The 25,917-nt window shown below is 72.2% G+C and carries 24 protein-coding genes; 16 read left to right on the plus strand and 8 right to left on the minus strand.

Features of this window, described 5'->3' with window-relative positions; translation table 11 throughout:
* The first annotated feature begins 1 nt into the window (after position 1).
* Both ABD419_RS01255 and ABD419_RS01260 read left to right on the plus strand, forming a co-directional pair.
* Positions 2–538 carry a hypothetical protein gene (locus tag ABD419_RS01255; RefSeq protein ID WP_344480786.1) on the plus strand — a complete coding sequence of 179 codons (537 nt, stop codon included), beginning with the start codon at positions 2–4 and terminating at the stop codon, positions 536–538.
* A complete protein-coding gene (locus ABD419_RS01260) occupies positions 535–1,698 on the plus strand; it encodes a M23 family metallopeptidase (RefSeq protein ID WP_344480788.1) in 1,164 nt (387 codons plus the stop codon). The genes ABD419_RS01255 and ABD419_RS01260 overlap by 4 nt, the downstream gene beginning before the upstream one ends.
* Before the next feature lie 14 nt (positions 1,699–1,712).
* On the opposite strand, the gene ABD419_RS01265 is transcribed toward ABD419_RS01260, so the two are convergent.
* The gene (locus tag ABD419_RS01265) at positions 1,713–2,696 is read right to left on the minus strand and encodes a hypothetical protein (protein WP_344480791.1); all 984 of its coding nucleotides are present in this window, start codon (positions 2,694–2,696) and stop codon (positions 1,713–1,715) included.
* Between the two features lie 200 nt (positions 2,697–2,896).
* Here ABD419_RS01265 and ABD419_RS01270 point away from each other — a divergent pair, with 200 nt between their 5' ends.
* Together ABD419_RS01270 and ABD419_RS01275 are read left to right on the plus strand one after the other, a co-directional pair.
* Positions 2,897–5,155 (plus strand): hypothetical protein, encoded by a 2,259-nt coding sequence (locus ABD419_RS01270; protein WP_344480793.1) that lies wholly within the window; start codon positions 2,897–2,899, stop codon positions 5,153–5,155.
* Between the two features lie 60 nt (positions 5,156–5,215).
* A complete protein-coding gene (locus ABD419_RS01275) occupies positions 5,216–5,896 on the plus strand; it encodes a GNAT family N-acetyltransferase (RefSeq protein WP_344480795.1) in 681 nt (226 codons plus the stop codon).
* 61 nt (positions 5,897–5,957) lie between these two features.
* Here ABD419_RS01275 and ABD419_RS01280 read toward each other — a convergent pair whose 3' ends face one another.
* Positions 5,958–6,695: a hypothetical protein gene (locus ABD419_RS01280; protein ID WP_344480798.1), complete on the minus strand. Its 738-nt coding sequence runs from the start codon at positions 6,693–6,695 to the stop codon at positions 5,958–5,960.
* A gap of 188 nt (positions 6,696–6,883) precedes the next feature.
* On the opposite strand from ABD419_RS01280, the gene ABD419_RS01285 reads away from it, so the two are divergent.
* Complete coding sequence (locus tag ABD419_RS01285) at positions 6,884–7,417, plus strand: hypothetical protein (RefSeq protein WP_344480800.1); 534 nt, start codon at positions 6,884–6,886, stop codon at positions 7,415–7,417.
* A gap of 65 nt (positions 7,418–7,482) precedes the next feature.
* The gene (locus tag ABD419_RS01290) at positions 7,483–8,217 is read left to right on the plus strand and encodes a DUF7873 family protein (RefSeq protein ID WP_344480802.1); all 735 of its coding nucleotides are present in this window, start codon (positions 7,483–7,485) and stop codon (positions 8,215–8,217) included.
* Positions 8,218–8,677: 460 nt separating this feature from the next.
* Here the strand turns inward: ABD419_RS01290 and ABD419_RS01295 are convergent, their stop codons facing one another.
* Complete coding sequence (locus ABD419_RS01295; RefSeq protein WP_344480805.1) at positions 8,678–9,163, minus strand: hypothetical protein; 486 nt, start codon at positions 9,161–9,163, stop codon at positions 8,678–8,680.
* A 195-nt stretch (positions 9,164–9,358) separates the two neighbouring features.
* On the opposite strand from ABD419_RS01295, the gene ABD419_RS01300 reads away from it, so the two are divergent.
* Both ABD419_RS01300 and ABD419_RS01305 read left to right on the plus strand, forming a co-directional pair.
* On the plus strand, positions 9,359–10,066 hold the full coding sequence (locus tag ABD419_RS01300; protein WP_344480807.1) for a sensor domain-containing protein: 708 nt from the start codon (positions 9,359–9,361) through the stop codon (positions 10,064–10,066).
* An 84-nt stretch (positions 10,067–10,150) separates the two neighbouring features.
* Positions 10,151–11,026: a class I SAM-dependent methyltransferase gene (locus ABD419_RS01305; protein ID WP_344480809.1), complete on the plus strand. Its 876-nt coding sequence runs from the start codon at positions 10,151–10,153 to the stop codon at positions 11,024–11,026.
* A gap of 9 nt (positions 11,027–11,035) precedes the next feature.
* Here the strand turns inward: ABD419_RS01305 and ABD419_RS01310 are convergent, their stop codons facing one another.
* The gene (locus tag ABD419_RS01310) at positions 11,036–12,136 is read right to left on the minus strand and encodes a hypothetical protein (protein WP_344480811.1); all 1,101 of its coding nucleotides are present in this window, start codon (positions 12,134–12,136) and stop codon (positions 11,036–11,038) included.
* A gap of 331 nt (positions 12,137–12,467) precedes the next feature.
* On the opposite strand from ABD419_RS01310, the gene ABD419_RS01315 reads away from it, so the two are divergent.
* The 7 genes from ABD419_RS01315 to ABD419_RS01345 all read left to right on the plus strand — a co-directional run bounded on the left by ABD419_RS01315 (position 12,468) and on the right by ABD419_RS01345 (position 21,100).
* Positions 12,468–13,319 (plus strand): hypothetical protein, encoded by an 852-nt coding sequence (locus ABD419_RS01315; RefSeq protein WP_344480814.1) that lies wholly within the window; start codon positions 12,468–12,470, stop codon positions 13,317–13,319.
* Positions 13,320–13,501: 182 nt separating this feature from the next.
* Complete coding sequence (locus ABD419_RS01320; RefSeq protein ID WP_344480816.1) at positions 13,502–13,780, plus strand: hypothetical protein; 279 nt, start codon at positions 13,502–13,504, stop codon at positions 13,778–13,780.
* 74 nt (positions 13,781–13,854) lie between these two features.
* Positions 13,855–14,700 carry a hypothetical protein gene (locus ABD419_RS01325; RefSeq protein WP_344480818.1) on the plus strand — a complete coding sequence of 282 codons (846 nt, stop codon included), beginning with the start codon at positions 13,855–13,857 and terminating at the stop codon, positions 14,698–14,700.
* 832 nt (positions 14,701–15,532) lie between these two features.
* Positions 15,533–15,970, plus strand: coding sequence for a hypothetical protein (locus ABD419_RS01330; RefSeq protein ID WP_344480820.1), 438 nt, complete (start codon positions 15,533–15,535; stop codon positions 15,968–15,970).
* 35 nt (positions 15,971–16,005) lie between these two features.
* Positions 16,006–16,602: a DUF1707 SHOCT-like domain-containing protein gene (locus tag ABD419_RS01335; protein ID WP_344480823.1), complete on the plus strand. Its 597-nt coding sequence runs from the start codon at positions 16,006–16,008 to the stop codon at positions 16,600–16,602.
* A gap of 230 nt (positions 16,603–16,832) precedes the next feature.
* Positions 16,833–19,889 carry a S8 family serine peptidase gene (locus tag ABD419_RS01340; protein ID WP_344480825.1) on the plus strand — a complete coding sequence of 1,019 codons (3,057 nt, stop codon included), beginning with the start codon at positions 16,833–16,835 and terminating at the stop codon, positions 19,887–19,889.
* A 161-nt stretch (positions 19,890–20,050) separates the two neighbouring features.
* On the plus strand, positions 20,051–21,100 hold the full coding sequence (locus ABD419_RS01345) for an arabinan endo-1,5-alpha-L-arabinosidase (RefSeq protein ID WP_344480827.1): 1,050 nt from the start codon (positions 20,051–20,053) through the stop codon (positions 21,098–21,100).
* 59 nt (positions 21,101–21,159) lie between these two features.
* On the opposite strand, the gene ABD419_RS01350 is transcribed toward ABD419_RS01345, so the two are convergent.
* The 4 genes from ABD419_RS01350 to ABD419_RS01365 all read right to left on the minus strand — a co-directional run bounded on the left by ABD419_RS01350 (position 21,160) and on the right by ABD419_RS01365 (position 24,557).
* On the minus strand, positions 21,160–21,414 hold the full coding sequence (locus ABD419_RS01350) for a hypothetical protein (protein ID WP_344480829.1): 255 nt from the start codon (positions 21,412–21,414) through the stop codon (positions 21,160–21,162).
* 140 nt (positions 21,415–21,554) lie between these two features.
* The gene (locus tag ABD419_RS01355; protein ID WP_344480832.1) at positions 21,555–23,165 is read right to left on the minus strand and encodes a hypothetical protein; all 1,611 of its coding nucleotides are present in this window, start codon (positions 23,163–23,165) and stop codon (positions 21,555–21,557) included.
* A gap of 5 nt (positions 23,166–23,170) precedes the next feature.
* Entirely contained in the window at positions 23,171–23,488 is a 318-nt protein-coding gene (locus ABD419_RS01360) for a hypothetical protein (RefSeq protein ID WP_344480834.1), read from the minus strand.
* 346 nt (positions 23,489–23,834) lie between these two features.
* Positions 23,835–24,557: a winged helix-turn-helix transcriptional regulator gene (locus ABD419_RS01365; RefSeq protein ID WP_112137400.1), complete on the minus strand. Its 723-nt coding sequence runs from the start codon at positions 24,555–24,557 to the stop codon at positions 23,835–23,837.
* Between the two features lie 317 nt (positions 24,558–24,874).
* Here ABD419_RS01365 and ABD419_RS01370 point away from each other — a divergent pair, with 317 nt between their 5' ends.
* Positions 24,875–25,888 carry a hypothetical protein gene (locus ABD419_RS01370; protein WP_344480837.1) on the plus strand — a complete coding sequence of 338 codons (1,014 nt, stop codon included), beginning with the start codon at positions 24,875–24,877 and terminating at the stop codon, positions 25,886–25,888.
* The last annotated feature ends 29 nt before the right edge of the window (positions 25,889–25,917 follow it).

Raw genomic sequence — 25,917 nt, forward strand, 5'->3', positions numbered from 1 at the left:
GATGAACCGCGCCCTCCGGATCATCTTCTCCCGCTACGGGATCATCGTCATCATCCTCATCCTGGTGCTCGGCGTGATCGCGCTCGCCAACCGGCGCCAGGACACCCCGCTCGACGGCACGAACGGCGTCGACAGCTCTGAGGGCGCGGCGACCACCGAGGGCCTGACCGAGGACGACGGCTTCGCGACCGAGGAGTGCGAAGGCGACGGCTGCTTCACCGACGAGGAGCTCCCGGAGGACGCGGTCGACCAGGCGGTCGAGTTCGCGGAGTCCTGGCTGAACCCGGACGGTTTCGGTGCGCAGGGCTGGCACGACTCGATCGAGCCGTACCTGACCATCGATGCGGCTGAGTCGATGGAGGGCGTCGACCCCGCGACCGTCCCCGCTGAGGAGATCGTCGGCGAAGCGACCGCGGAGGGCATGAAGGTCGGTGTCCCCCTGGACACCGGGACGCTGACGCTCACCATGGTGGAAGGCTCCAACCCCTGGACCGAGAACGGCTGGCTCGTCTCGGCGATCGACTGGGAGCAGTCATGACCGTCGTCAGAAGCGAAGCGACCACCGCCGAGGAGCGCGGCGAGGATCCTAAGCCGCCGCGCCTCCCCAAGCGGTTCCGCCCCCTCGTCTGGACCCTCGCCGTCCTGAGCGTGTGCTGCCTCGGCGCGGTCGTGTCGATCGTGCAGCTCCTGTCGGACCAGTCGAACGACGAGGACGGCACCGTGATCGCCGCCGGCTGCGGCACCACGGCGGTCGACCCGAACGCCGAGTTCCCCGAGATCGGGCCGTACAGCTCGGAGCAGATCAAGAACGCGGCCATCATCATCGCCGTCGGTCAGGACCTCGAGGTGCCGGTGCGCGGCTGGGTCATCGCGGTCGCGACCTCGATGCAGGAGTCGCGCCTGACGAACCTGGGGCACCTGGGCGACCAGAACGACCACGACTCCCTCGGCCTGTTCCAGCAGCGGCCGTCATCTGGCTGGGGCACACCGGACCAGGTCACCGATCCGGTGTACGCCTCCACGAAGTTCTACGAGAAGCTCGTGAAGATCGACAACTGGGAGTCGCTGCCGCTGACGGTGGCGGCGCAGCGGGTGCAGATCTCGGCGTTCCCCGACGCCTACGCGAAGCACGAGCCGCTGGCGACGGAGATCGTGAACACCCTGACCGGCGGCGGCGCGAACGTCTCGGCCGTCAGCACCGAGATCGGCACCTGCGCGCAGCCCGGCGAGCTGTCGGCCTCGGGTTGGATGGCGCCGGTCGAGGGCCCGGTCAACTCGGGCTTCCAGACCCCGGAGCGCCCGACGCACAACGGCGTCGACATCGGCGCCCCCCGTGGAGCGACCGTCGTCGCGGCCTCCAGCGGCACCGTGATCACGTCGGAGTGCAACGCCAGCCTGTACGGAGCGCCGTACTCGTGCGACGTGGACGGTTCTCCCGAAGTCGCCGGCTGCGGCTGGTACGTCAACATCCTGCACGCGGGCGACTACCTGACCCGGTACTGCCACTTCGGGTCTGCGCCGCTCGTGAAGGAGGGCGACGTCGTCCAGGCGGGCCAGATCCTCGGCTACGTCGGTTCCTCGGGCCGCTCCAGCGGTCCCCACCTGCACTTCGAGACGCACCTCAACGCCGACCGCAGCGCCGCGGGCGCGGTCGACCCGATCGCGTTCATGAAGCAAATGGGCGCCCCGCTCGAATGAGCGGGGCCCGGCGCTCAGTCGGTGCCGTCCATGAGGTCGTCGCCGCCTTCCAGTGAGGCCACGCAGCCCTGCTGTACCTCGATTTCGAAGGTGAAGGTCTCCTGGTTCAGCTCGCCCTGCAGGACGATCTCGGCTTCGAATCCGCCAGTTGCATTCTCGAGCGGAGAGATGTCGTTCAGGAAGCCTGTCGTCACGCCGTTGACGGTGACCCACTCGGCGATCGCCTCGTCCAGATCCTGTGCCGTGATGGTCGTGAAAGACTCGCATTGCAGCGTCTCGGCGAACGCCGGGTCCCTGTCCATGACGACTGCGCGAAGGAAGTCCGTTGCGACGGTCTGCGGGTCGACTTCCTCGCTGGTCGAGCTGGAATCGGAACTGGGTTCGAAGCTGGGTTCAGACGTTTCTTCCACACTGGCCGCATCCGAAACGCAGTAAGTTCCGTCGTGCTCCTGAACAGTCACCAGGAATTCCTCGTGCCGCTGCCTTCCCTGGTAGATGTAGGAGACCGTGCCGGCGATGGAGATGCCCTCGCTGGAGGGGACCGGGTCGCCGGTCTGCAGGTCGATGTCGGTGATGCCGCCCAACTCATCGGCGTAGGACTGGCGGATCGCGTCGAGGTCGCTCGGAGAGAGTTCAGGGGACGCGTCTTCACAGAGTGCGTCCTCGGCGCGCTCGGGGTCTTCATTGGAGCCGTACCGCAGGTATCGAAGCGCGGCCCCCTCCGCGTCGGTCGCGGCCTCGTCTCGCGGGTCCTGGTTCTCTTCGCTGCCGCTGGCGGCGAAGGCGGGGGCGATCCAGGATCCGAGGCCGAGGACAACGGCCCAGGCGGCGGCCATGGCGGCGACGCGGGGCCACTTGCGGGGCGGGTCGGCGTATGCGGTGGTGTCGGGGTCGTCGACGGGGACGACGCGGTAGCGCTTGCCGGTGGTGGACGCGGGGCCGGACGGACGGGCCGTGCGGGCGCGCCTGATGGTGCGGCGGAACAGACCCTTTCCCATGGGAACACCCTATTGGACGGGGCCCACTCGGCTCAACCGGAAGGGGTGCGGTGTTTCCGGGCGGGCCCGGTCTCGGTGTACCGGGTGACGTGCGGGTCCGCCCTAGACTTGTGGGATGAGCCACCCTCCGATGCAGCGCGGTGAGTTCGAGGTCGGGGCGGTGCCGGCGCCGCGGGGCGGCGAGGAGGCGCCGTCGGGGGGTGGCGTTCGCGCTGGAGGCGCGCGATCCGGGGGTGCAGGGCGGGATCGAGGCGCATCTGCGGGGGCTCGGGGTGGACACGCAGGCGGTGCGGGACTGCTTCATCTGGAACGGGCTCCAGTCGGAGGTCGATCCGGGCGGGGAGCTCGACATCGGGGCGGAGTACCTGCGCCGGGCGGGTGCGGTGTTCGAGCGGCAGGCGGTGCTGGCGCCGGGGAGTGTGGACTGGGCGCTGCTGTGCCTGTGGGTGCACCATTCGGCGGTGCGGGCGTGGAACCACACGTACCGGGTGGACCTGCTGATGAAGTGCATGGTCCGGTTCCGGGACATCGTGCGGCGGGCGTGGGGGGCGGACGGGGCGCCGGACGCGGCGGTGGACCTGTCGCTGCGCCTGTGCGAGCTGGTGCGGCTGGAGATCGATCTGGAGGACTGCCTGAAGACGGGGTCGCGGCTGCGGTTCGCGGAGGCCCTGGACACGGTGATCGGCTCGTGCGCGGGCCTGCTGCACGACGCGGAGCGCGCGGGCGGCCCGGTGGGCGGGTTCGTGGCCGGGGAGGTGGCGGTGCGGCGCCAGTACCACCTGGTGCTGCGGGAGCTCCACCGCGCGCTGGTGGCGCGGTCGTCGGGGCAGCGGGAGAAGTTCGAGGTCCGCAAGGAGCTGCGGCGGCTGGTGAACGAGTGGCCGTTCTCGTCGGTGGAGCTGAGCAAGATGAACGCGCACCGGCAGGCGCTGGAGCGGCTGCGGGAGGCGCAGCGGGACAAGTGGATGCGGATCGACGAGGGCCGGATCGTGTACCTGTTCCCGTTCGGGGTGTCGGGTGTGGACTACGAGACGATCCGGGCGCGCCTGCACCGGTCGTTCGAGGCCGGGCGGGGGACGGTGCGGCCGTCGGCGGTGATCGACCATTTCACGTACCACGCGGACATCTGGGAGCCGCGCCTGGAGAAGGGCAAGCGGTTCGACGGCTTGGAGGTGGTCCTGCCGAAGGTGCGGCTGGTGGTCGACGGGGACACGACCGAGGAGTTGAACGCGGCGCTGCGGTTCTCCCCCATGGGCGTGCACTCGCTGCGCCTGGAGCGCACGGTCGAGGACCTGTACCCGAGCCAGCTGCACGCGGCGATGTTCCGGGCGGCGCGCGAGCACGGCACGGTCGAGGTGTCGTGCGAGGGCGCGGACGCGACGTGGGACCGCCTGTCGCGCTTCGCGAGGGACCTGATCCAGCGCCAGCTCCCGGAGGAGCTCGCGCCGCGGGCTGGCGAGGCCGCGAAGGACGCGCCGCCGGTGTCGATGCACCGGGGCCGGTCGCACGTGCTGGTGCGGGTGCTGCGGGCGAGCGAGCGGGACCGGGAGTTCGACCAGACCGTCGGGGACGAGGTGCGGCCGCTGGTGCAGGACGGGAAGCGGCTGCTGGAGCTGACGGGCTCCTCGGTGCTGCTGCACGCGGCGCCGGACGCGAAGGAGTCGCTGTGGGACTGGATCCGCCTCGCGGACGACCACAGCCGGCAGATCTGGAACCAGCGCAACGAGGGCGACCTGCTGATCTCGACGGAGAACACGACGGTGATCGCGGCCTTGGACGCCCCGAACTTCATCTCGGGGGACCTGGAGGCGATCGCGGAGTTCACGGCGTGCCTGAGCGGCATGCTGGCGGCCTGGAACCACCGGCTGGACGACTACCGGGCGGGCGTCTCGGAGATCATCGCCGGGTACACGCTGCCGGGCGCGGACCGGACGGCGCAGATGGAGGCGATGAAGCGCAAGCGCATGCAGATGCTCGAGTTCGAGGGCGAGACCCGGCAGGTCATCGCGCTGCTGCACTCGCCGGGGCTGCTGCGGTCGCCGTCGAACTCGGCGGCGCTGCGCCGGCTCCTGGCCGCGAAGCTCGTCGACGACCAGTTGGAGAGCTTCAGCGCCCGCCTGAACGAGGTCATGGCCGACCAGTCGGAGGCGACGCTGCAGCGCTGGGAGGTCGACCGGCACCAGCGGGTGCGGGACTCGCTGACGGCGGCGGTGTCGGCGCTGTCGGTGTGCGCGGCGATCAGCATCTGGCAGGCGGCCGGGTTCTGGACGCCCGCGGGCTGGGGCGCGGCGACCGTGGTCGTGGCCGCGTGGGCGGCCGTGTACGTGTCGGCCCGGTGGGTGTCGTACAACGGCGGCCCGTGGTCGACGGTGCGGTTCCTGGCGGGCTACCCGGCGCGGGCGCTGCGGCGCGCCCACACGCGCCTGGCGCGGCGGCGCCTGCGCCGGATCGCCCGCTGACCGGTTCCGGCCCCCGTGGCCGGGCCCCGGTGGAACACTGGCGTTCCAGGGAGGCTGGTCATGGGGTTCACGACGGTCGAGCGCACGGGCCCGGACGGGCTGTTCACGGCGGTGTACCGCGACCTGTTCGCGCGGTCGTTCCCGCCCGAGGAGCTCGAGTCCGAGGAGGCGCTCGCCGCGGCGCTGCGCGGGGGTGCGGCGAACCTGTTCGCGGTGGTCGACGACGCGGGCGCGCCGGTCGCGGCCGCGTTCGGGGAGTGGTCGGCGGACGCGCGGGTCCAGCTGCTCACGTACCTCGCGGTCGGGCCGGGCGCACGCGGCGGCGGGATCGGCGGCCGGCTGCTGCGGGAGGCGGTCGCGGCCTGGGCCGAGCGGCGCGACCCGTGCCTGGTGGTCGCCGAGATCGAGGACCCGGACGCGCCCGCGCACGACGACCACGGCGATCCGCGCCGCCGCCTGGCGTTCTACGAGGCCGCGGGCGCGCAGGTCCTGGAGGTCCCGTACTTCCAGCCGGGCATCGGCGGCCCCGGCCGGCGCGTCCACGGCATGCTCCTGCTGGTCCTGCACGCCGCGCCGCAGCTCAGGCACGGGGACGCGATCGACGGCGAGGCCCTGCGCACGTTCATGGAGGACTACCTGGAGGCGGCGGAGGGCGCGGTCACCGCCGACGAGGCGACGACGCGCCTGTTCGCGGCCCTGGACCGGCCCGGCGGCGTCCCACTGGGCCCGTGGAGGCGGTGAACGCGGCGTTCACCACCGGGCAGTGAACGCGCCGTTCACCACTAGGCGGTGAACGCGGCGTTCACTTCTCGGCGTGCTCGAGGTACTGCATCAGGTAGGCCGCGGACTGCTCCAGCTTCCCGTCGCCGCCGATGACGGCCCGCAGGTCGTCCGGTTCGCACGGCCGCCGGTCGGCGAGGCGGGCGATGTCGAGGAAGTGCGGGTCGGTGCCGGTGCGCCGGTACGCCGCGAGCTTGTGGTGGCCGTCGATGAGGAACGCGGCGCAGTCCTGCTCGTCGCCGGGCGGCTCGGAGCGCAGGAGGATCGCGAGGGGCCGCTGCCCGGCCTCGATCGCGGCCGCGTACCGGGCGATCGTCTCCTCGCCGGGCGGCGGCCAGTGGTCGGTGGGGATGACAGCGGTGCCCTCGGTGCCGATCGCCTCGTACGGGTACCACCAGGCGGACCGGTTCTCCCCGAACGGCTCGATGTGCACGTTCGCGTCCGGCCAGCGCCGCACCCCGTACGCGCCGGGCGCGAGGAGCTTCAGGATGGGGGCGGCGAGTTCGACGGGGTCGGCGTCCCGTTCGGGGAAGCGGAGGCGTTCGCGCATGTCGCGCAGGCTCTCGCGGTGGCGGGCGTCGCGGGTGCGGATCGCGAACCGGTCGATCGAGCCGGAGCCGGTGTAGCCCTCGACGATGAGGGGCCGCCATCCGACGCGGAGCGAGCTGGCGCCGTCGTGCCCGCCCACGGCGAGGGTCCCGTCGCCGTCGTCGACCTCGACGACCCGGTAACCGAGCGACTGGGCGAGCCGCATGATCATGTCGGTCTCCGTCCTGGTGCGGGTGCCGCCGACGTCGATGCCGTGCGGACCGCGCCCACCCTAGTACCCCGAAACACCCGGTTCGAAAACCGCTGAGGGCCTTTCGGGCCGGGTTTCTCGGGGGCCCCGCGGGAGCGAGCGCGCCGTTACACTCAGTGCCATCCCTTCCCCCCTTGGAGCGCCGCACGATGGCCGATCCCCCGCAGTACCCGCAGTACCCCGTGTACCCGTATCCGCCGCAGCACCCCTATTCGGCGCCGTACTGGCGGCCGCCGCGCCGGCCGGGCCTGACGACGGCCGCCGTGGTCCTCATGTGGATCCAGGTCGGTCTGGGCCTGCTCGGCGGGATCACCACGGCGTACTCGCTCACGGCGGGCCGGGACGTGTTCGCGGAGCTCGTCCCGGGCCTGGCGGACTGGGTCCCGCTGGTGCTGCTGCTGTTCTCGATGCAGGCGCTCCTGTTCGCGGCGCTGCGGTCGCTGTACGCGGTGCGGATCATCGGCCGCAGCGCCTCGGCGCGGCGGGGCGCGCTGGTCGTGGAGTCCGCCGCGATCGGCGTCCAGGTGGTGTGGCAGGCGGTCTTGTACGGGGCGTCGATGCCGTACCACCTCGAGCAGGGCACCTCGTTCAACTTCCAGTTCGACTGCACGGGGATCGTCCTGTCGGTGCTGATCCTCTGCTTCCTCGGCCCGTCGGCGTCGGCGCGGTGGTGCGACCGCTGACGAATCGCGCTTGCCCGCGGTGGCGCGCGCATCCTATGGTGGGGCGCGAAAGTGAGGGTTGCTCCGTGACCAAGTTGAACCAGATCATCGCGATCGAGAAGAGCGTCAAGGCGAAGGCCGCCCGCGCCCTCGGGGACGCCGGGCGCGAGCTCGCGAAGGCGCCGCTGCTGTCAGGCATCTCCCGGACCTACCAGCCGAAGGACGAGGAGGGCGAGCAGCTGCCGCCCGAGTCGACGAAGGTGCAGCGCCGGGTCGAGGAGCAGCTGCGCGAGGTCTCGGCGGCGATGACGCGCCTGTTCGACGTCACCGCGACGAAGGACCGCACGAACGCGCTCGCGACCGCGGACATCACCGTCGACGGCGAGGTCCTCGTCGCAGACGTGCCGGTCACGTACCTGCTGTTCCTGGAGAAGCAGCTCGGGGAGCTCCAGTCGTTCGTGAAGGCCCTGCCGGTGCTGGACGCGGCCGAGTCGTGGTCGTTCAACGAGGCCGCCGACTGCTTCGCGACCGAGGCGGTCCGGACGGTCCGCACAAAGAAGGTGCCGCGCAACCACGTGAAGGCCGAGGCGACCGAGGAGCACCCGGCGCAGGTCGAGGTCTACTACGAGGACATCCCGGTCGGGTACTGGACGACGGTGAAGTTCTCGGGGTCGGCGCCCGCGAAGCGGGTCGCGCAGCTCTCGGACCGGCTGGAGAAGCTCCAGGTGGCCGTGAAGTTCGCGCGCGAGGAGGCCAACGGCGCCGAGGTCGTCGACGAGTCCGTCGGCGCCAAGGTCTTCGGGTACCTGCTCGGAGACTGATTACCGACCCCCCTGCTTTGAGCGGCAGGGGTGGCGCGCAAGCGCCGAACAACGCTGAAACTGAGATTCAGTCGGAGCACAGCGCGGTAGAGATGGGGGTTCGAGTCCCTCCCCCGGCACCGTGCCGGGGTGGCCCAACTGGCAGAGGCAAGCCGCGAAGACTCAGGCTCTCGCTCCAGTATCAGCATTCGCCACGCCGACCGTATCCGCGAGCAGTCACCTGGGACACAGGGGCTGAAGGTTCGAATCCTTCCCGCCGCACCACATGCGGCGGTAGCTCAATGGCAGAGCACTGTGCTAATAGCAGACTCAACGGCTGCCGCGGGACGTGACGGCCACTATGTGGCACATGGCGGCCCGGTGTCGAGGTCAACGACCCGGGCCGCACCAGACCCCCGGGAGCGGCGCCGGCCCGCGGCGGGCCGGCGCCGTCCCGCTCCGGGGAGAGCGGTGCGAAGTCCTACGTGGTCTCGTCGGTGGCGCCGTCCCCGCCGCCGGGCGCACCGCCGCCGCCGGGCCCGCCGCCCTGCGGGAGCTCGGCCGCGCACGCCTCGGTGGCCGCGGCCCAGTCGTCCTCGTCGACGCCGTCGGGCGCCGCGATGGTCCCGAACCCGCCGCCGCCTCCGGGCCCGCCCGAGGGCATGTCGGTGGGCAGGTCAGTGGGCATGTCGCCGGTCGGCAGGCCGGTGGGCATCCCGCCGTCCGAGGGCATGCCGGAGGGCATCTCGCCGCCGCCGGGCATGCCGCCTTCGCCGAACGGGCTCCAGTCGTCGGGGAGGTCGACGCCCTCGTCCTCCAGGCACGCCGTGTACGCGGCGAACGGGTCGTCCGCGGCGGCCGCCTCGTCGGCGGCGTCCGCGTCGTCGTCGCCGCACGCGGCCAGCGCGAACGCGGCCAGGCCCGCGGCGCAGCCGATCCGCACGGCCCGGGAAAGCATCGGTCTCATGGGCAGTGATCCTCGGCGCCGAACCTCGGGAACGCCTCGAAAACGGGTCAGCGGCCGCTGCTGAAACGCCCCGAGCCGGCGCCGCCCCGGCGTCGGCCCAGGGCGGGCCCGACCTCCCCGGTAAGGCTGTCCCTACCAGTGAAATGCCTGCTCGCAGGCTCGAACGGCGCCCCCGTCCGGGCCAGTATTGAGAGCATGAACAAGATCTTCAAGCAGCTCGGCGCCGACTCCGCGTACCTGCTCTCCGCGTTCCCCATCGCCCTGCCGGCGTTCGTGATCACCGTGACCGGGTTCGCCGCCGGCGTCGGCACCGCCGTCGTCTGGGTGGGCGTCCCGATCCTCGCCGCCACGCTCCTGGCGATGCGCGGACTCGCCGCCGCGGGCCGCTTCCAGCTCGAATCGGTCCTCGGCCGGCCCGTGGTCCCGCCCGCCTACCGCCGCGCCCCCGAGGGCGCGTCGGCCCTGCGCCGGTTCCTGACCCCGCTCACCGACGGCCAGTCCTGGCTGAACCTCCTGTGGGGCCTGGTCAACTTCCCGCTCGCCGTCGCCGGCTTCGTCGTGGCCCTGTCCTGGTGGGCGGCCACGGTCGCGTCCCTCGCGTACCCGCTGTACGCCTGGGTGATCCGCCGCGCCACGAACGACGGCGACGGCCTCCACTACGCGACCGAGTGGCTCGGCTGGGGCGACTCCTACCTGGCCGTCTCCGCCCTCTCGGTCCTCGGCGGCCTGGTCATGGCCCTGCTGCTGCCGCTGGTCCTGCGCGGCTTCGCGCTCACCCAGGCCGGGCTCTCGCGCGGCCTCCTCGCCTCGCTCACCGACGCCGACCGCCCGCACGGCCCCGTCCGCTCCGCGGTCGCCGACGCCGAGGTCACCCGCGTCCAGGAGCGCCTCGCCGCCGCCTGACCCCGCTCGACCAGGGCGGCCGCACCGCGCGGCCGCCCTGCGGCGTGCCCGCGCCGCCTCCACCCCGGTGATAGGTTGGCCCGCATGGCAGCGCACCGGCACGGGCACGGGCACGACGACACGGCGGCGTTCGACTTCGCCGCAGCCGCACCCAGGTTCCGCGCCCGCGCCGACGCCGAGACCGACCGGTACCGCCGCCTCGCCGCCGCCCTCGCCGGGCCGCGCACCCGCACCGCCGCCGACATCGGCTGCGGGGCCGCGAGCATGGCGTTCGCCCTCGCCGAGACGGTCCCCGGCATCCGCGTGACCGCCGTCGACGCCGAACCGGCCATGCTCGACCTCGTCCGCGACCGCGCCGCCGAACGCGGCACCCCCATGCCCACCGCCCTCGCCTCCGTCGACGACCCCGCGGCCCTCGCCGCCGCCGTCGACGGCCCCGCCGACCTCCTGTGGGCCGGACACGTCCTCCACCACGCCGCCGACCCCCAGGCGGCCCTCGCGAACCTGGCCGCGCTCCTCGCCCCCGGCGGACGCCTCGCCATCGGCGAAGGCGGCATCGCACCCCAGTTCCTGCCCGCGAACCTCGGCACCGGCCGCCCCGGCCTCGAACTGCGCCTCATCGAGGCCGGCGCCCGCCGCCTCGCCGCCGAACTCGCCGAGCACGGCGGCACCCCGCTCCCCTACGGCTGGAACCTCGCCCTCGAGCACGCCGGCCTCGCCGACGTCGCCACCCTGAACGAACTCGTCGCGACACCCGCCCCGCTCACCGGCCCCGACCTCGAGCACGCCCTCGCCTCGCTCGCCACCAGGACCGAGTGGTTCGACCGGTACCTCACCGCCGAAGACCGCGACACGTGGGCGCGCCTCCTCGACCCCGAGGGCCCCGACTGGCTCGGCCGCCGCCGCGACCTCCACCACCTCGGCGTCGACACCGTCTACACCGCCGTCAGGCCCGCCTAAGCGCGGGCGTCAGTCCTCGGCCTCCAGGGTCCCCGACTCGATCTCCAACTGGAACAGCCGGTCCAGCGCCGCCAGCCCGTACACGTCGTCCACGCCCTCCGCGCACGCGAAGTCGCTCAGCAGGTCGAACCCGTCCCCGACGCCGAGCCGGCCCAGCCGGTACGCGGCCTCGATCCGCCCCGACCAGTGGAAGCACGCGTCGACCGCGAGCACCGAGTACGCCTCGACGCCGACCTCCGGGTCGATCGCGTGCATCGCCTCCGCCGCGTCGATCCCCAGGTGGTGGTCCATGACCGCCTCCACGCCCTTCACGAGCCGCCACAGCGCGTCCCGGGCGTCCTCGAGGTTGTCGTCGGCGAGCTGCTCGGCGCAGATGATCCGCAGCCGCGAGGTCACCAGCGGCGCGTTCGCGAGGTGCCGCAGCGCCATCGCCGCGGCGGGCCGGTTGACGCGGCGCAGCGCGTTCGCGGCCGAGTGCCGCACGTACTCGCTGACGCCGTCGTCGGTGACGAGCTGCATGAGCGCGATCGCGGCGGGCCGGGCGGCGCTGTCGGCGAGGGCGCTGGCGGCGTCGAGGCGGTACTTGTCGTCGACGCCGGGGTCGGTGGCGATGGTCTCCAGGGCGCCGGTGGCGTCGCCGAGGCTGAAGCGGCTCATGTGCTCGGCGGCCTCGAGCCGCACCTCGACGTCCACTTCGGAGGAGGCGGCGACGGGTGCGAGGCGCAGCGCCATGTCCTCGCCGCCGAGGTCGACGAGGTCCTGGATGAGCTGGATGCGCACGTCCGGTTCGACGGACTCGTCCTTGATGGACGCGACGAGGTTGGTCATGGCCCGGTCGCGGCGCTCGGCGTGCCCGTCGGGGGCGGGCGCTTCGGCGGCCGGGTCCCAGAAGCCCTGGCGGGCTTCGGCCTCGGGTGCTTCGGCGGGGCCGAGGCGGGCGAGTTGGCGGCGGCGCTGCCACAGGCCGGTGGCCCAGGTGGCGGCGATGGCGGGGCCGAGGAGGCCGTAGCCCCAGAACCGGTTGATCTCGAGGAGTTCCACTACGGGGACGGGGGCGAGGACGGAGGAGAACCTGAGCGTCCAGAGCCCCATTGCATCTGCGTTCGCCATACGTTGAACCTCGGGTAGAAGCGGTGTTCTGTGCTGCCTGAACTTCTCGGTACGGCGCCGTGCGGGGCCCGGGCGGGGCCGGTCGCAGAGGGCCGGGGCGTAAATCGTAGTCCTCGCAGGGGATCGGCGGTCGCACAGGGTGTGCGACGGGCGCCGGTGCGCGGTCGGCGGGCACGGCCGGGGCCGCGGGCGGCGTCCCGCAGTGCGGGCGGTGCCCGGACCTGCGCTTTCGCGGGTGCCACATTGTCGCCCCGGGGCTGTACGATCGGAAGCACCCGGTGGAACCCGTCCCCCGTGTCCGGCCCCTGAGCAGACGAGGCGTGTAAAAGCTATGACGTATCCGCCCCCCGGCGGCGGCGAGAATCCGCAGTACCAGCTGCAACCCGAGCCGCAGCAGCCCAGCGACCCCTACGCGCAGGGGTACAACACGCCTCCGCCCCCCACGAACTACTACCAGCAGCAGCCGCAGTACTCGCAGCCGCCGATGCAGCAACCCCCGCAGTACTCGCAGCCCGGCCCGCCGATGGGCGTCCAGCCCGGCTACCCGACGGCGCCCGGCCAGGTGCTCCCCCCGCCGCTCCCGCAGCCCAAGCAGGGCGGCAACCTGGGCGTGATCCTCGCGGTCGTGGTCGGCCTCGTGGTGGTCCTCGGCGTCGCCGCGGTCCTCCTCATCCCGAAGCTGACCGAGGACGACGAGCCGCAGGCGGGCGGGGGCGACCCCACGACCGCCGCGGAGGAGTCCGAGGAGGCGTCCGAGGAGCCCTCGCAGGAGGAGCCCACCGAGGAGGCGACCGAAGGCGGCGACACCGGCGGCGCGACCCTCGAAGGCTGGGGCACGCCGATCAACTCCGACTCGTTCGACGCGAACACCCCCGAGGGCGCGGCGATCACGTACCGCCTCGCGTCGGACACCGACGACGACGCGGCGCTCCAGTCGGTCGTGTGCGCGAGCCCGAGCGACAACATGCAGTTCGACGTCGACTGGGAGCTCGAGTACACCGGCGGGAACTACGGGTTCCTGCTGTGGAGCATGTCGAAGGAGGAGAGCGGCGCGACGAAGGTCTGGGTCGGCTGGACCCTCGACGACGAGGCGCCCGACACCGAGGACGACCTGTCGTCCGGCTACACCTTCACCGCGGTGGAGGAGGACGGCGCCTGGAAGCTCTGCGACGTCGAGTACTGACGCAGCGGCGCACCGACGCTTCATCGATCGCGGGGCGGTCCCAGTGGGGGCCGCCCCGCGGCGCGTCCGCCGCCGGGCGGCTCCAGGGGCCCGCGGCCGGTCTCGGCGGGCCGCGGGGCGGCCCGGTCCTTGGTACGGTACGACGAGACCCTCCTCCGATCCCCCCGGACGGGAGCATCCCCATGCGCACCTTCCGCAGCATCGCCGTAGCGTTCGGCGCCCTGGCCCTGGCGTGGTCGCTGGCCCTCATGGCGGCCGCTCCCGCGCAGGCTAACGTCGGCGCCTGCGCCGGCGAGCTCGTCGGCCACGGCTACGCGTACACCGCCGCGAGGAAGGCGGCCTGCACCGAGGCGCACCTGAACGGCTACCCCCGCGGGTACGAGCGGTGCGTGCGGGCGCTCAAGGCCACCGGCGTCGACAGCAGCACGAGCTCCGCGGCCTGCCTGGCCGGCACGAAATAGGACCGCCCCGGAAGTTATCCACAGGCCGGAAACCAGTGCTTGACGCTGCGTGAGGATTCGGCGACTGTTGTCTCATGACGCAGATTCCGACACACCGCAGCGCCACGGCGACACTGACCGACCCGTTCTCGGTGAGCGCCTTCCCCGACCCGGGCGAGGACCTCCTCCTGCGCTTCGAGACGGTCTTCGAGTCCGACTTCAGCCAGGTCGCGACCGGCCGCACGGCGGCCTGGATCCACGGCTTCGACGTCCTGCCGCCGGGGGCCGACCAGCGCGAGTGGCCGATCGAGAGCTCGTCGGACCCGCCGCTGGCGGAGGTCACGGTGGTCGACGGCCTGCCGGTGACCACGCTGGCGCGGACCCTGGCCGACTGCGCCGCCGACCTGCCGCGGCTCGAAGCGGTCGCGGCCGCCGACCAGTTCCTGCGCGCCGGGATCGACGTCCAGCGCCTCGCCGCGGCCCTCGAACCGCTGCACGGCGACCGGCTGCGCCGCGCGAACGCGACGCTCCTGGCCGCCGACCCGCGCGCCGAGTCCCCGATGGAGTCCTGGACCCGCTGCCTCATCAGCGACGCGGGCCTGCCCGCGCCGGTCCCGCAACTGCGGGTGCGGGCGCCCAACGGCAGGTCCCGCTTCCTCGACCTCGGCTGGGAGCGGTGGCGGATCGGGGTGGAGTACGACGGCATGGCGACCCACCTGGGCCTCGCCGCGGAGACCGGCGACCGCCGCCGCCACCACCTGCTGGAGCAGCTCGGCTGGGAGGTCGAGGTCCTGACCGCCTCCGATGTGATGGAGCACCCGCGCCCGTGGCTGGTCCGGGTCCGCGACCTCCTCCTGAGCAAGGGCTGGGACCCGAGCGCCGCCGAGGTCCACGACATCAACATGCGCATCGAGGCGGTGTCCATGGCATTGAAGGCCTAGCGCCGCAGGGCATGCGGACCGGGAAAGGCGCCTCCCGCTCCGCGGCCGACCGGGCACCGGGCACCGGGCACCGGGCACCGGGCACCGGGCACCGGGCACCGGGCACCGGGCACCGGGCACCGGGCACCGGGCACCGGGCACCGGGCACCGGGCACCGGGCACCGGGCACCGGGCACCGGGCACCGGGCACCGGGCACCGGGCACCGGGCACCGGGCACCGGGCACCGGGCACCGGGCACCGGGCACCGGGCACCGGGCACCGGGCACCGGGCACCGGGCACCGGGCACCGGGCACCGGGCACCGGGCACCGGGCACCGGGCACCGGGCACCGGGCACCGGGCACCGGGCACCGGGCACCGGGCACCGGGCACCGGGCACCGGGCACCGGGCACCGGGCACCGGGCACCGGGCACCGGGCACCGGGCACCGGGCACCGGGCACCGGGCACCGGGCACCGGGCACCGGGCACCGGGCACCGGGCACCGGGCACCGGGCACCGGGCACCGGGCACCGGGCACCGGGCACCGGGCACCGGGCACCGGGCACCGGGCACCGGGCACCGGGCACCGGGCACCGGGCACCGGGCACCGGGCACCGACGAGGCTAAGCGACCGATACGAGAAGGGACCGGCGGAGCCGCGCAGGGGCGGGCGGGTGTCGCGGCTGCCGCCGAGACGGGGCGAGGGGCGGGTGGGGTGGGGGGGAGGCCCCCAAGGCGATCGGGCCTGGTCCAGACGGGGCGCTTCCAGGTGGTGAAAACGCGGGCCTGCCCGCGGGCGCGGGCGGGCTAGGATCGGTGCGAGCATTGTTCGAATACGGCGGGGAGCGCACGTGGCCGAGGGGACCTTCAGCGGGTTCGCGCGCCCGGCGGAGCCCACGCCGCAGGAGATCAAGGAGTGGGCGCTCGACCCGTACTCGACCGCGCCCGACGGACGCCAGTGGGACCTCACCCTCGCCACCGACGAGCTCGCCGACACCTGGCTCGACCTGGCTGGCGACGCGACCTGCCCGAAGCGGTCGTTCGCGCTGCACGTGCTCTACATCTACGCCGGCGACGCCGTGCGCACCAAGTTCCGCGTCCACCCGCGCAAGCACGTCGACCGCCTCCTCGCGACCGCGGCCGAGTCGCGCGACCAGTATGTTGGACTGTGGGCAGCCAACACCAAAGCGCTCATCCGCCAGCCGGACCTCTTCGACTACCACGAATGGTGCAACGGCGGCCTGGTGCGACGGCCGCGGCGCCTCAACCCCGGCCCGACGAGAAGATGAGTAGCCATGGCACCGCTTGAAGAGACGACGAGCGCATGAACCGGCCCGACCCGAACCTCCGCATGTCGAACGCCGAGCGCGAGGCCGTCATCGCCCGCCTCCACGCCGCCACCGAGGAAGGCCGCCTCGACCTCGAGGAGTTCGCCGAGCGCTCCGGCAAGGCCTACCAGGCCCGCACCTACGCCGAGGTCGAGCACCTCCTCGCCGACCTCCCCGAACCCGCCGGCGCCCTCGCCGTCCCGCCCGCCGCCGCCCCCGCGCCCCCGAACGCGCCCACGGAGCTGCGCCTCGCCCCGAAGGCCTCGTCCATGGAGCGCAAGGGCGACTGGGTCGTCCCGCCCCGGCTCGTCGTCGACGCCAAGGCGAGCTCCGTGAAACTCGACTGCCGGTACGCGGTCATCCGCTCCGGCACCGTCGACATCGACGTCAACCTCATCGCGTCCTCCCTCGAAGTGGTCCTCCCCAAGGACGCCTATGCAACGGACGACAATACGGACGTCATGGCGAGTTCGATATCGAATCACGCCCCCTACAAGGGAGGAACGGGTATTCGCTTCACCTTCTCGGGCAAGGCGAAGGCGAGCTCCGTTACCTTCCGGCACGAGCGCCGATTCCTCTGGTGGCGCTGGTAGACCGCTCCCCCGGTCTGCTGGAATTCAGTGAACGGCCGCCGCCGCGACGTCCAATGTCACGGCCCCATAACAGTCATGCCGGATACCGGCATTCTCCTCTTACGAGGGTTTACACCGAACCTTCCTCGCAATAGGCTCTTTTCCGTGCGCCTCGGCCACTGCAAGTGACCTTGCGGTGGAGGATCAGTCACCCTCCGCGGCGCACACCCCCTTGAGAAGGAGCTCATCACATGGGAACTCCGTACCCACACCCATCACGGCGCCGCAGAGCGGGCTCGAGGGCCGCAGCCGCTGCGGCCGCCGTCCCCCTCGTGGTCGCCGGCCTCACTGCGGTGGCCGGCCCGGCATCGGCCGAGCCCTCACTGCCCGAGGTCTTCCCTGAGTACTTCAAGGAGTCCGCCGCCTCCATCGAGTACACGGACGGGTACTACATCGTCCAGCTCGCGGCCGACCCCGTAGCGACCTATGACGGCGGCGTGTCCGGCCTCGACGCGACGGCGCCCGCCGAAGGCGACACGATCGACTTCGAGGCCGCCGAGGTCGAGGAGTACACCGACTTCCTCGCCGACGAGCGCGCCGAGGTCATCGACGAACACGACGTCGACGCCCTCAACGAGTACGACACGGTCTTCAACGGCTTCTCCGCGCACCTCACCGCGGCCGAGGCCGAGGCGCTCGCCGCGAGCGGCGACGTCCTCTCCGTGGTCCCCGACGTGATCTACGAGCCGACCGGTTCGGCGGTCGACACCACCGACTTCATGGACCTTTCAGGTCGCGACGGCGCCTGGGAAGAGGAGTTCGGCTCCGCCAGGAACGCCGGGGAGGGCGTCATCGTCGGCGTCATCGACTCCGGCATCTGGCCGGAGAACCCGGCCTTGGCCCCGCTGCCCGAGCCGCGCCCCGACCAGGACGTCATCGACGCCAAGTGGAGCGGCGAGTGCGTCACCGGCGACGACGAGGACCCGGCCGGCAACATCGAGTGCAACAACAAGCTCATCGGCGCGCGCTGGTTCGACGCCCGGGGCGTGGCCGTCGACAGCTACGCGTCCCCCCGCGACGCGGACGGCCACGGCACCCACACCGCCACGACCGCCGCCGGCAACTACAAGACCCGCGTGGAGATCGACGGCGAGCGGATCGGGACGATCTCGGGCCTGGCCCCCGCCGCCCGCATCGCCGCCTACAAGGTCTGCTGGCCCGGCGTCGGCTGCGCCGGCGCCGACCTCCTCGCCGCCGTCAACGCGGCGGTCAGGGACGGCGTCGACGTCATCAACTTCTCGATCGGCTCGATAGGCACCAACGAGTTCCTGAACTCGGTGTCGTGGGCGTTCCGCAACGCCGCCGCGGCCGGGGTGTTCGTCGCCGCCAGCGCCGGCAACAACGGACCCGTATCCACAGTGGACCACCAAGAGCCATGGGTGACCACGGTCGCGGCGTCGTCGCACGACCACACCTACCGCACCGAACTCGAGTACGGCCGGCAGGAGATCGCCGCGTCGGGGCTCGTCGGCGAAGCCGAGTGGCCGGTGAAGCTGGCGGTGGACGCCGCGTTGGCCGACGCCGATCCGGCGTCTGCGGCCGAGTGCGACGCCGGCACGCTCGACCCGGCGAAGACTGCCGGGTTCGCCATCCTCTGCGTCCGGGCGAACACGTTCACGGCCAATGCGAACACGGTCGCGGCCGCCGGAGGCGTGGCGCTGATCGTGCGCGACCCGAACGAGCGCGGGGCGGCCAACTCGGTCTCGGCACAGAAGATCCCCGTGGTGCACGTGAACTACGAGGACGGCCTGGCGCTCGATGCGTGGGTGGACTCGAAGAGCCGCCCGAAGGTCGAGGTCGAGACGTCCGAGTACTTCGAGCAGAACGCGCCGACGATGGCGTCGTTCTCCTCGAACGGCCCGGCGCTGTCTGCTGAGCAGAACCTGCTGAAGCCGGACATCACGGCTCCTGGTGTGGACGTCCTGGCGGGCATGACGCCGGAGAACCACGCGGGCAACGACTTCGGGGCCATCTCGGGCACGTCGATGTCGAGCCCGCACATCGCGGGCATGGCGGCCCTGATGATCGCGGCGCACCCGGACTGGTCGCCGATGGCGGTCAAGTCCGCGATGATGACGACCTCGTACCAGACGGATCTGGACGGGAACGGGATCCAGCGCGGGACCGAGGATGCGACGCCGTTCGACTACGGTGCCGGGCACGCGGACGGCGCGGAGATGTTCGATCCGGGCCTGGTGTACGACTCGTCGAACGTCGACTGGATCCAGTACACGTGCGGCACGCCGGAGGCGTACAAGATCCAGTCGGTCTGCGACCAGTTCGGGTCGATCGAGCCGTCGCAGCTGAACTACGCCTCGATCACGGTCGCCGACCTGACCGGTTCGTACGAGGTGACGCGCACGGTCACGAACGTCTCGGACAAGCGGTCGACCTACAAGGCGGAGATCGTCGCTCCGGCGGGCTTCGAGGTCTCGGTCGACAGTCCGCGGCTGACGCTCGAACCGGGTGAGTCGGCGTCGTACACGCTGACGATCACGCGGACCGATGCGGCGTTCGGCGAGTGGGCGTTCGGCGACATCACCTGGGTGGAGAAGAAGGGCCACCGCACGGTGCACGAGGTGCGCTCGCCGATCGTGGTGAAGCCCTCGCAGCTGTCCGCCGCGGACGAGGTGGTCTTCACGGGCGCTTCGGGTGCGGAGGAGCTGTCGGGGGTCTCGGGCTTCGACGGGACGCTGGGCGTCTCCGTGTCGGGCCTGGCGGCCTCGGAGGTCTCGACGGCGACGCTGTCGGGCGCGGACGGTTCGTCGTTCCCGGCGGACGAGCCTGCGGAGAACTCGCATGTGGCCGCCTTCGAGTTCACGACGCCTGCGGATGCGGCGTTCGTGCGGTTCTCGACGTTCGACGACGAGCTTCCGGCGAGCACCGACCTCGACCTGTTCGTGTACTCGAAGGCGGGTGACGTGCTCACTCCGGTCGGCAGTTCGGCCACGGGGAGCTCGAACGAGACGGTGACGCTGGAGGGCGGTGCCACGTTCGTGGTCTTCGTGGACTTCTACGCCGGCTCCACGGAGACGGTCGACGCCAGGCTGCACGCGTGGATCGTTCCGGACTCGGACGAGGGGAACCTCGCGGTGTCCCCGGCCGAGCAGGAGGTGACGACCGCAGGCGGGTTCTCGCTGTCGCTGTCGTGGGCGGACCTGGAGGCGGGCTCGCGCTACCTCGGGAGCCTGTCCTACGAGGCCGACGGCGAGGTCGTCGGTTCGACCGCGGTGAACATCGTGACCTGAGTGCGCTTGCGCGCCTAGGTTTCTGATCGGGAGGGGCGTTCGCCGCGGTTGCGGCGGGCGCCCCTTCGGCGTGCGGTGGGGCGCGGTGATTGACCGCGGCCTCGTGTTCCCGTTAACATCGAGTCATCTCAATTCCTCAATTTCTGGACAAGGCGGTCCGCATGAGAAGAAAGCGCATACACATCGTCGCCGGCGGCACGGTCGCGGCGATCGCCGCCGCGGCGGTGCTGGTCGCGGGGTCGCCCGCGCTCGCCGACCCGGGGCGCGGCCACGGGCACGGGCACGGCGGCGGGGCCTGCGAGGCCGAGGCCCCCGGCCCGCTCGGCGGCGACCTCGGCGCCCACGACCCGGGCCTGTACACCCCCTGCGAGGAGGGCGAGCCCTGGTACGTCTTCGCCACGGGCTGGGGCCCGCTCGGCGACGGCAACATCACGATCCGCACCTCCGTCGACGACGGCGCGACCTGGACGTACACCGACACGGTGTGGGACGTGAAGCCCGCGTGGCTGACCGAGGCCGTCCCCGGCGTCGACAACCTCTGGGCGCCCGAGATCGTCGAGGACGACGGCGAGTACCTCCTCTACTACTCGGCCTCCACCTTCGGCCGCCAGCGCTCGGTGATCGGCCTGGCGACCAACACGACCCTCGACCCGTCCGACCCCGGTTACGAGTGGGTCGACCAGGGCCAGGTGTGGGAGTCGAACCCGGGCGACCCGTACAACGCGATCGACCCGACGGTCCTGGAGGCCCGCGGCGAGCGGTACCTCGCGTACGGGTCGTGGTGGAGCGGGATCTACATGATCGAACTGGACCGGCGCTCGGGGAAGGCCGAGGACGGCGCGGTCCCGGTGCACGTGGCCGGGCGCGGCGGTGCGGGGATCGAGGCGCCCTCGCTGGTGCGGCACGGCCGGTACTACTACCTCTTCACGTCGTGGGACGGCTGCTGCGCGGGCGCGGACTCGACGTACAGCATCCGGGTGGGGCGCTCGACGTCGCCGACCGGGCCGTTCACCGACCGCGACGGGGTGGCGCTGACCGAGGGCGGCGGGACGCTCGTCCTGGGCGCGCACGGCGACTACGTGGCGACCGGCGGGCAGTCGATCCACCACGGGCTCATGGCGTACCACTCCTATCACGAGGACGGGCACTTCGACCTGGGCGTGGAGGAGATCCGGTGGCGCGGCGGGTGGCCGGTGCTCGACGGGGTCTAGGCGAGAGGTGAGGGCCGGGCGCCGGCGCGGGGTGGAGCCGCCGCGGCGCCCGGCCGGTCTCAGCGGCGGGCGGCGTCGCGGCGGAGGCGGCGGGCCTGGCCGAGCATGCCGGCGCCGGCGATCATGACCGCGCCGATGACGGGGGCGGTGAACTTCGGGTCGATCGGGGCCTCGACGGCGGAGAGGAGGACGGCGGCGAGGAGCGGGACGACGAGCAGCGCGGCTCCCGCGAGGTTCAGGCTCCGGTGCCGCGCCGCCTCCTCCTCGGTCATGCCGGGGCCCTGGTTCGGGTGGTGCGGGTTCGGGTGGGTCATGGCGGTGCTCCGTTCGGTTCGGGATCGGAGGCCCAGACTCGCGCCGCCCGTCACAACCCCGTCATCCGTCCGTCCCCGGCGGAGCGGACGGCAGCGGGCCCGCGGCGTGATCGCCGCGGGCCCGCTGCCGTCGGTGCAGGTCAGGCGTAAGGGTCCTCTTCGGCATCGCGGATGATGCCCCAGATCTCCTCGTCCTCTTCGAGCCAGTCCTTGTGCTCGCCTTCGGCTCCGGTGTCGCCGCCCATGCCGCGGGCGCCGCCCATGCCGCCGCCCATCATGCCGCCCATGCCGCCGCCGCCCATACCGCCGCCGGCCATGCCGGCCGCGGTGTTGCCGGCCGCGCCGAGTCCGGTGGCGGAGGCCGCGCCTGCGGGGAAGGCCCCGCCGCTGCCCAGGGTGGCGCCGCCGGCGCCGCCGGAGGCCAGACCGCCGCTGACGCCGCCGCCGCCTCCGCCTCCGCCGCCGCCGGGCGGTTCGAGGGCGTCCCCGCCGGTCGGAGTGCCGCCCTCGAGGCCGCCGGCGCCGGCGTCGAGGCCGCCGTAGCCGTCGGAGAGCATGTCCGACGAGTCGCGGAACGTCGAGGGGCTCGACGGGTACGCCTCGGGTTCGAACGTGGAGGCGGACTCCTCGGCGTTCTCCCACCGGTTCACGACGTCCTCGTTCGCGATCTGGGACCGCGAGTTGTAGTCGTCGATGCCGGCGTTGACGTCGGCGGAGATGTTGTTGTTGGCGTCGGCCTGCGCCCAGGAGCGCGCCTGCTCCTCGGTGATCGGCGGTTCGTCGTTCTTGTGCTTGCGCATGTAGTAGTCGGTCTGGTTCTCGACGTAGTCCTGGACTTCGGACACGTAGTCCTTCTCGAAGCCGCCGAGTTCCAGCAGGGCCCCGATGAGGCCGCCGTCGTTGTCGCAGCCGGCGGTGACGTCGCACCAGCCGGAGCGGAACGGGGGCCGCACGTGGACGAGCGGGTCGGTGAACATCGACTCCATGTCGGAGATCCAGTACAGGGGCGCGGGGTACGGCAGTTCGCCGGAGTCCCCGCCCTGGAGGCCGAAGAACTCGTCGGCCTTCTGCTCCAGGAGCCCCACGGCGCCGGTGGTGGCGTCGCCGATGTCGTCGCACACTGAGGCGCAGTTGGCGAGGACGATCTCGACCTGCTCGGCGAAGGCGTCGAAGTCGTCGCCCTTCCAGGTCTCCGAGAGGGTCCGCAGCGCCGACTTCAGCATCGGCGCGATCCCGTTGGCGGGGTCGGTGTCGAAGTCGTTCTTGAAGGTCTGCCAGTGCTCGCTGACCATGCGGAGCGCGTACTTGTCGGGGTCGTCGGGGCGGACCTCGGCGACCAGGTTGCGGATGCTCTCCTGGCTGGGCGCGGGGGTGCCCTTGGTCTCGACGGTGAGCATCTGGACCTGGCCCGCGATGGGGATGGCGGACACGAGCTTGATCCAGGCGGCCTCCGCCTCGTTGGCGACGTTCTGGCAGTTGGCGTAGCCGCAGGGCTCGCCGGACAGGAAGAGCGCGTCGGCGTCGCGGCGCTGGTACTCGACGACGGTGGAGTCGTCGGGCGCGTTGTTCTCGTACTCCTCGCGGGGGCCGCGGGGGTGGTCGTCGCGGTCGCGGCTGCCGCGCTCGTTGTCGTCGCGGTCGTTGTCGTCGTCGTCGCGGTCGTCCTCGCGGTCGTCGTCGTCTTCGTCGCGCTCGTCGTCGCGCTCGTCGTCGTCGCGGCCGGTGTCGCCGCTGGTCTGGGTCTCAGGCATGTCGTTCACGCCTCCCTTCGCGACAGATGGGTGGCGGAGGCGTCATCGGTCTCGACGGCGCGTTCGGCCACGCCGTCGACGGTGGCGATGATGCCGGCCAGGTCGGATCGGAGGTCCTGGAGGTTGGACCAGGTCTGACGATGGAATTCGCGGTACATCTCGCGGGCGGTCTGGCCCGAGTCGAGGAGCCCGAAGCCGGGCTCCACTCCGAGTTCGTTGCCGTGCCGCAGCCGTTCGATCAGCGTTTCGAGGAAATCCAAGCGGCCCTGAGCGACCTCGCGGAACTCGGCGAGGCTGTCTGGGTCGACGGAGCGATCGGACACGGGGTCACACTCCAAGGGGGACGAGGGTTTGAGTCCAAAGCGGTCTCAATTCTATCCACCCTGTGCCACAACATGGGTACTGAGTGTCGCGGCATTTGTCCGGTTAGGAGCGCTGTTGACTGGTACTTGAATCGGTTAATATTCCTGTTTGGCACGACTCCGGGAGACCGTTCACCCGAATGAGCGGAAATGCTCACGGACACAACAGGTCCGAGATCGACTTCAGGACCAGTGGAAACTTCCGTCCCACTGTCAACTGAGGACTCGCATGGAAAAGGCGACTCCGCTGTGCGGAACCGCCTCTCCCGTCGCTTCCGGTGAACGGGAACCGAACTGCGCGCGTCCTTTAGGCGTCCACCCGCTCGGGGGCCGGTTCGGACTCGCGGAGGTTCTCCGGCGGCGGCGCCACGAACTTGTAGCCGACCTGCCGGACGGTCCCGATCATCGACTCGTACTCCGAGCCGAGCTTGGCGCGCAGGCGCCGCACGTGGACGTCGACGGTGCGGGTGCCGCCGAAGTAGTCGTAGCCCCACACCTCCCGCAGCAGCTGCTCGCGGGTGAACACGCGGCCCGGGTGCTGGGCGAGGAACCGCAGCAGCTCGAACTCCTTGTACGTGAGGTCGAGCGGCGCGCCCTTGAGCTTGGCGGCGTAGGTGTCCGGGTCGACGGTGAGGTCGCCGGCGCGGATCACCGCGGGCCCTGCGGCCGTGGCCGCGTTGGGCTTCCCGGTGGTCAGGCGCAGGCGCGCCTCGACCTCCGCCGGGCCGGACGAGGCGAGCAGGAAGTCGTCGACGCCCCAGTCGGCCTGGAGCGCGGCCAGGCCGGCCTCGGTGACGATCGCGAGGAGGGGGACGGTCAGGCCGGTGGCCTGGAGGACGCGGCACGTGGCGCGGGCGTCGGCGAGGTCGGACCGGGCGTCGACCATCACCGCGTCCGGACTCGGACCGCTGAGCAGGGCCCGCACGTCCCGGCCCGCGTACCGCGCGCGGTGCGGCAGCAGCTCCAGGGACGGCAGGATGGATTCTGGGGACTCCGGCACGGGGTTGGAAGTGAGGATCAGGATTTCCAAGGCAGTCCTCCGCTGGTAGGTGAGCACACGCGACTATCGCTCTTCCCGGCTTCGGCGACGGGCGGGCTTACATGCGGTAGGTGGAGTCCTGTCAAAGTGTAAACGGTCACCTGGCAAATGACCAGCGTCACGACGGTGTGACCTCACTATGCGGGACGGCGCCCGGCAAGGCCGCCGCAAACCGCCGTTCACCGGACCGACACGCGCCGATCACGGACGGCCGCGGACCGTCACCCCCGCGAGTGGTCCGGCCGACACCCGCGCTGCGGCCCTTCGAAGGTGAACGGTGCACAAGGGCCTTGCCGTAGGCTGTGACGGTGTCGTACAGCCGACCCGACGAGACCTGGGGCTACGAGCCCCCCGAGGCGGCCCCTCCCGCCGAGGGCGCCGCCTGGGGCGAGACCTACCCCGAGGAGCCGACCGGACCGCGCCGCCCCGCCCGCCCCCGCCGCGACGCGGCCGCCGGGCCCCGGCCCCGCGCGCGCGCCGACGGCCGCGAGGACCACACGCTCCCGCCCCCCACCCCGCACCTGATCCACCGGCTCCCCGCGCTCGCCGTCGTCGTCATCGTCGCCGCCGGGCTCGTCCTCGGCGCCCAGATGGAGCGGCCCGTCTACGCCGCCGGCATCGCCGTCCTCCAGGTCGCCGCGGTCGTCCTCGTGACGTGGGTCCGCCGGATCGAGGGCGCGTGGCTCACCGTCGCCGTCGCCTCGGCCCTCGCCGTCGGCGCCGACTGGGTCGCCGTCACCTGGCAGCCGGTGTCGCTGCTGCCGGTCACCGTCCTCCTCGCCCTCGCGTTCGCCGCCGCGGTCGCCGGGCAGCTCGCCCGCCGCACCCACGAGAACGTCACCGAGAGCCTCGGGTTCACGATGGTCCTGTGCGTCGCCGTGTGCGGATACGCCTGCTACATCGCCCTGTCCCGCCTCGGCTCGGCGCCGCCCGCCATGTACTCCGCGGTGGTCGCCGCCGGCACCGCGATCCTCGCCGCCCGCGCCGTCGACCTCGTCATGCCCGACCCGCGCATCAACCGCCAGGTCACCCGCGGCGCGTTCGGGATCGTCATCGGCACCATGTGCGGCACCGCCTCCGCCGCGTACGCCGGCCTCGTCATCGAGGGCCCCGACCCCGAGCACGCCGCGATCGGCGGCCTCCTCATCGCGCTCATCGCCGTCCTCTCGGACCTCGCGTGCGGGTACATGTCGGCGTCGCGCCGCATCGACGGCGCCGGGACCGCCCCGAACCCCGTGGTCAACGCCGCCGGGCCGCTCCTGGCGTTCGCGGTCACGGGCCCCGTCGTGTACCTCCTCAGCGCCTACTACATGATCGACTGACGCACACCCCTCGCGCCGAACGCACCCCC

Source organism: Glycomyces endophyticus (assembly GCF_039531525.1).
Taxonomy (GTDB): domain Bacteria; phylum Actinomycetota; class Actinomycetes; order Mycobacteriales; family Micromonosporaceae; genus Glycomyces; species Glycomyces endophyticus.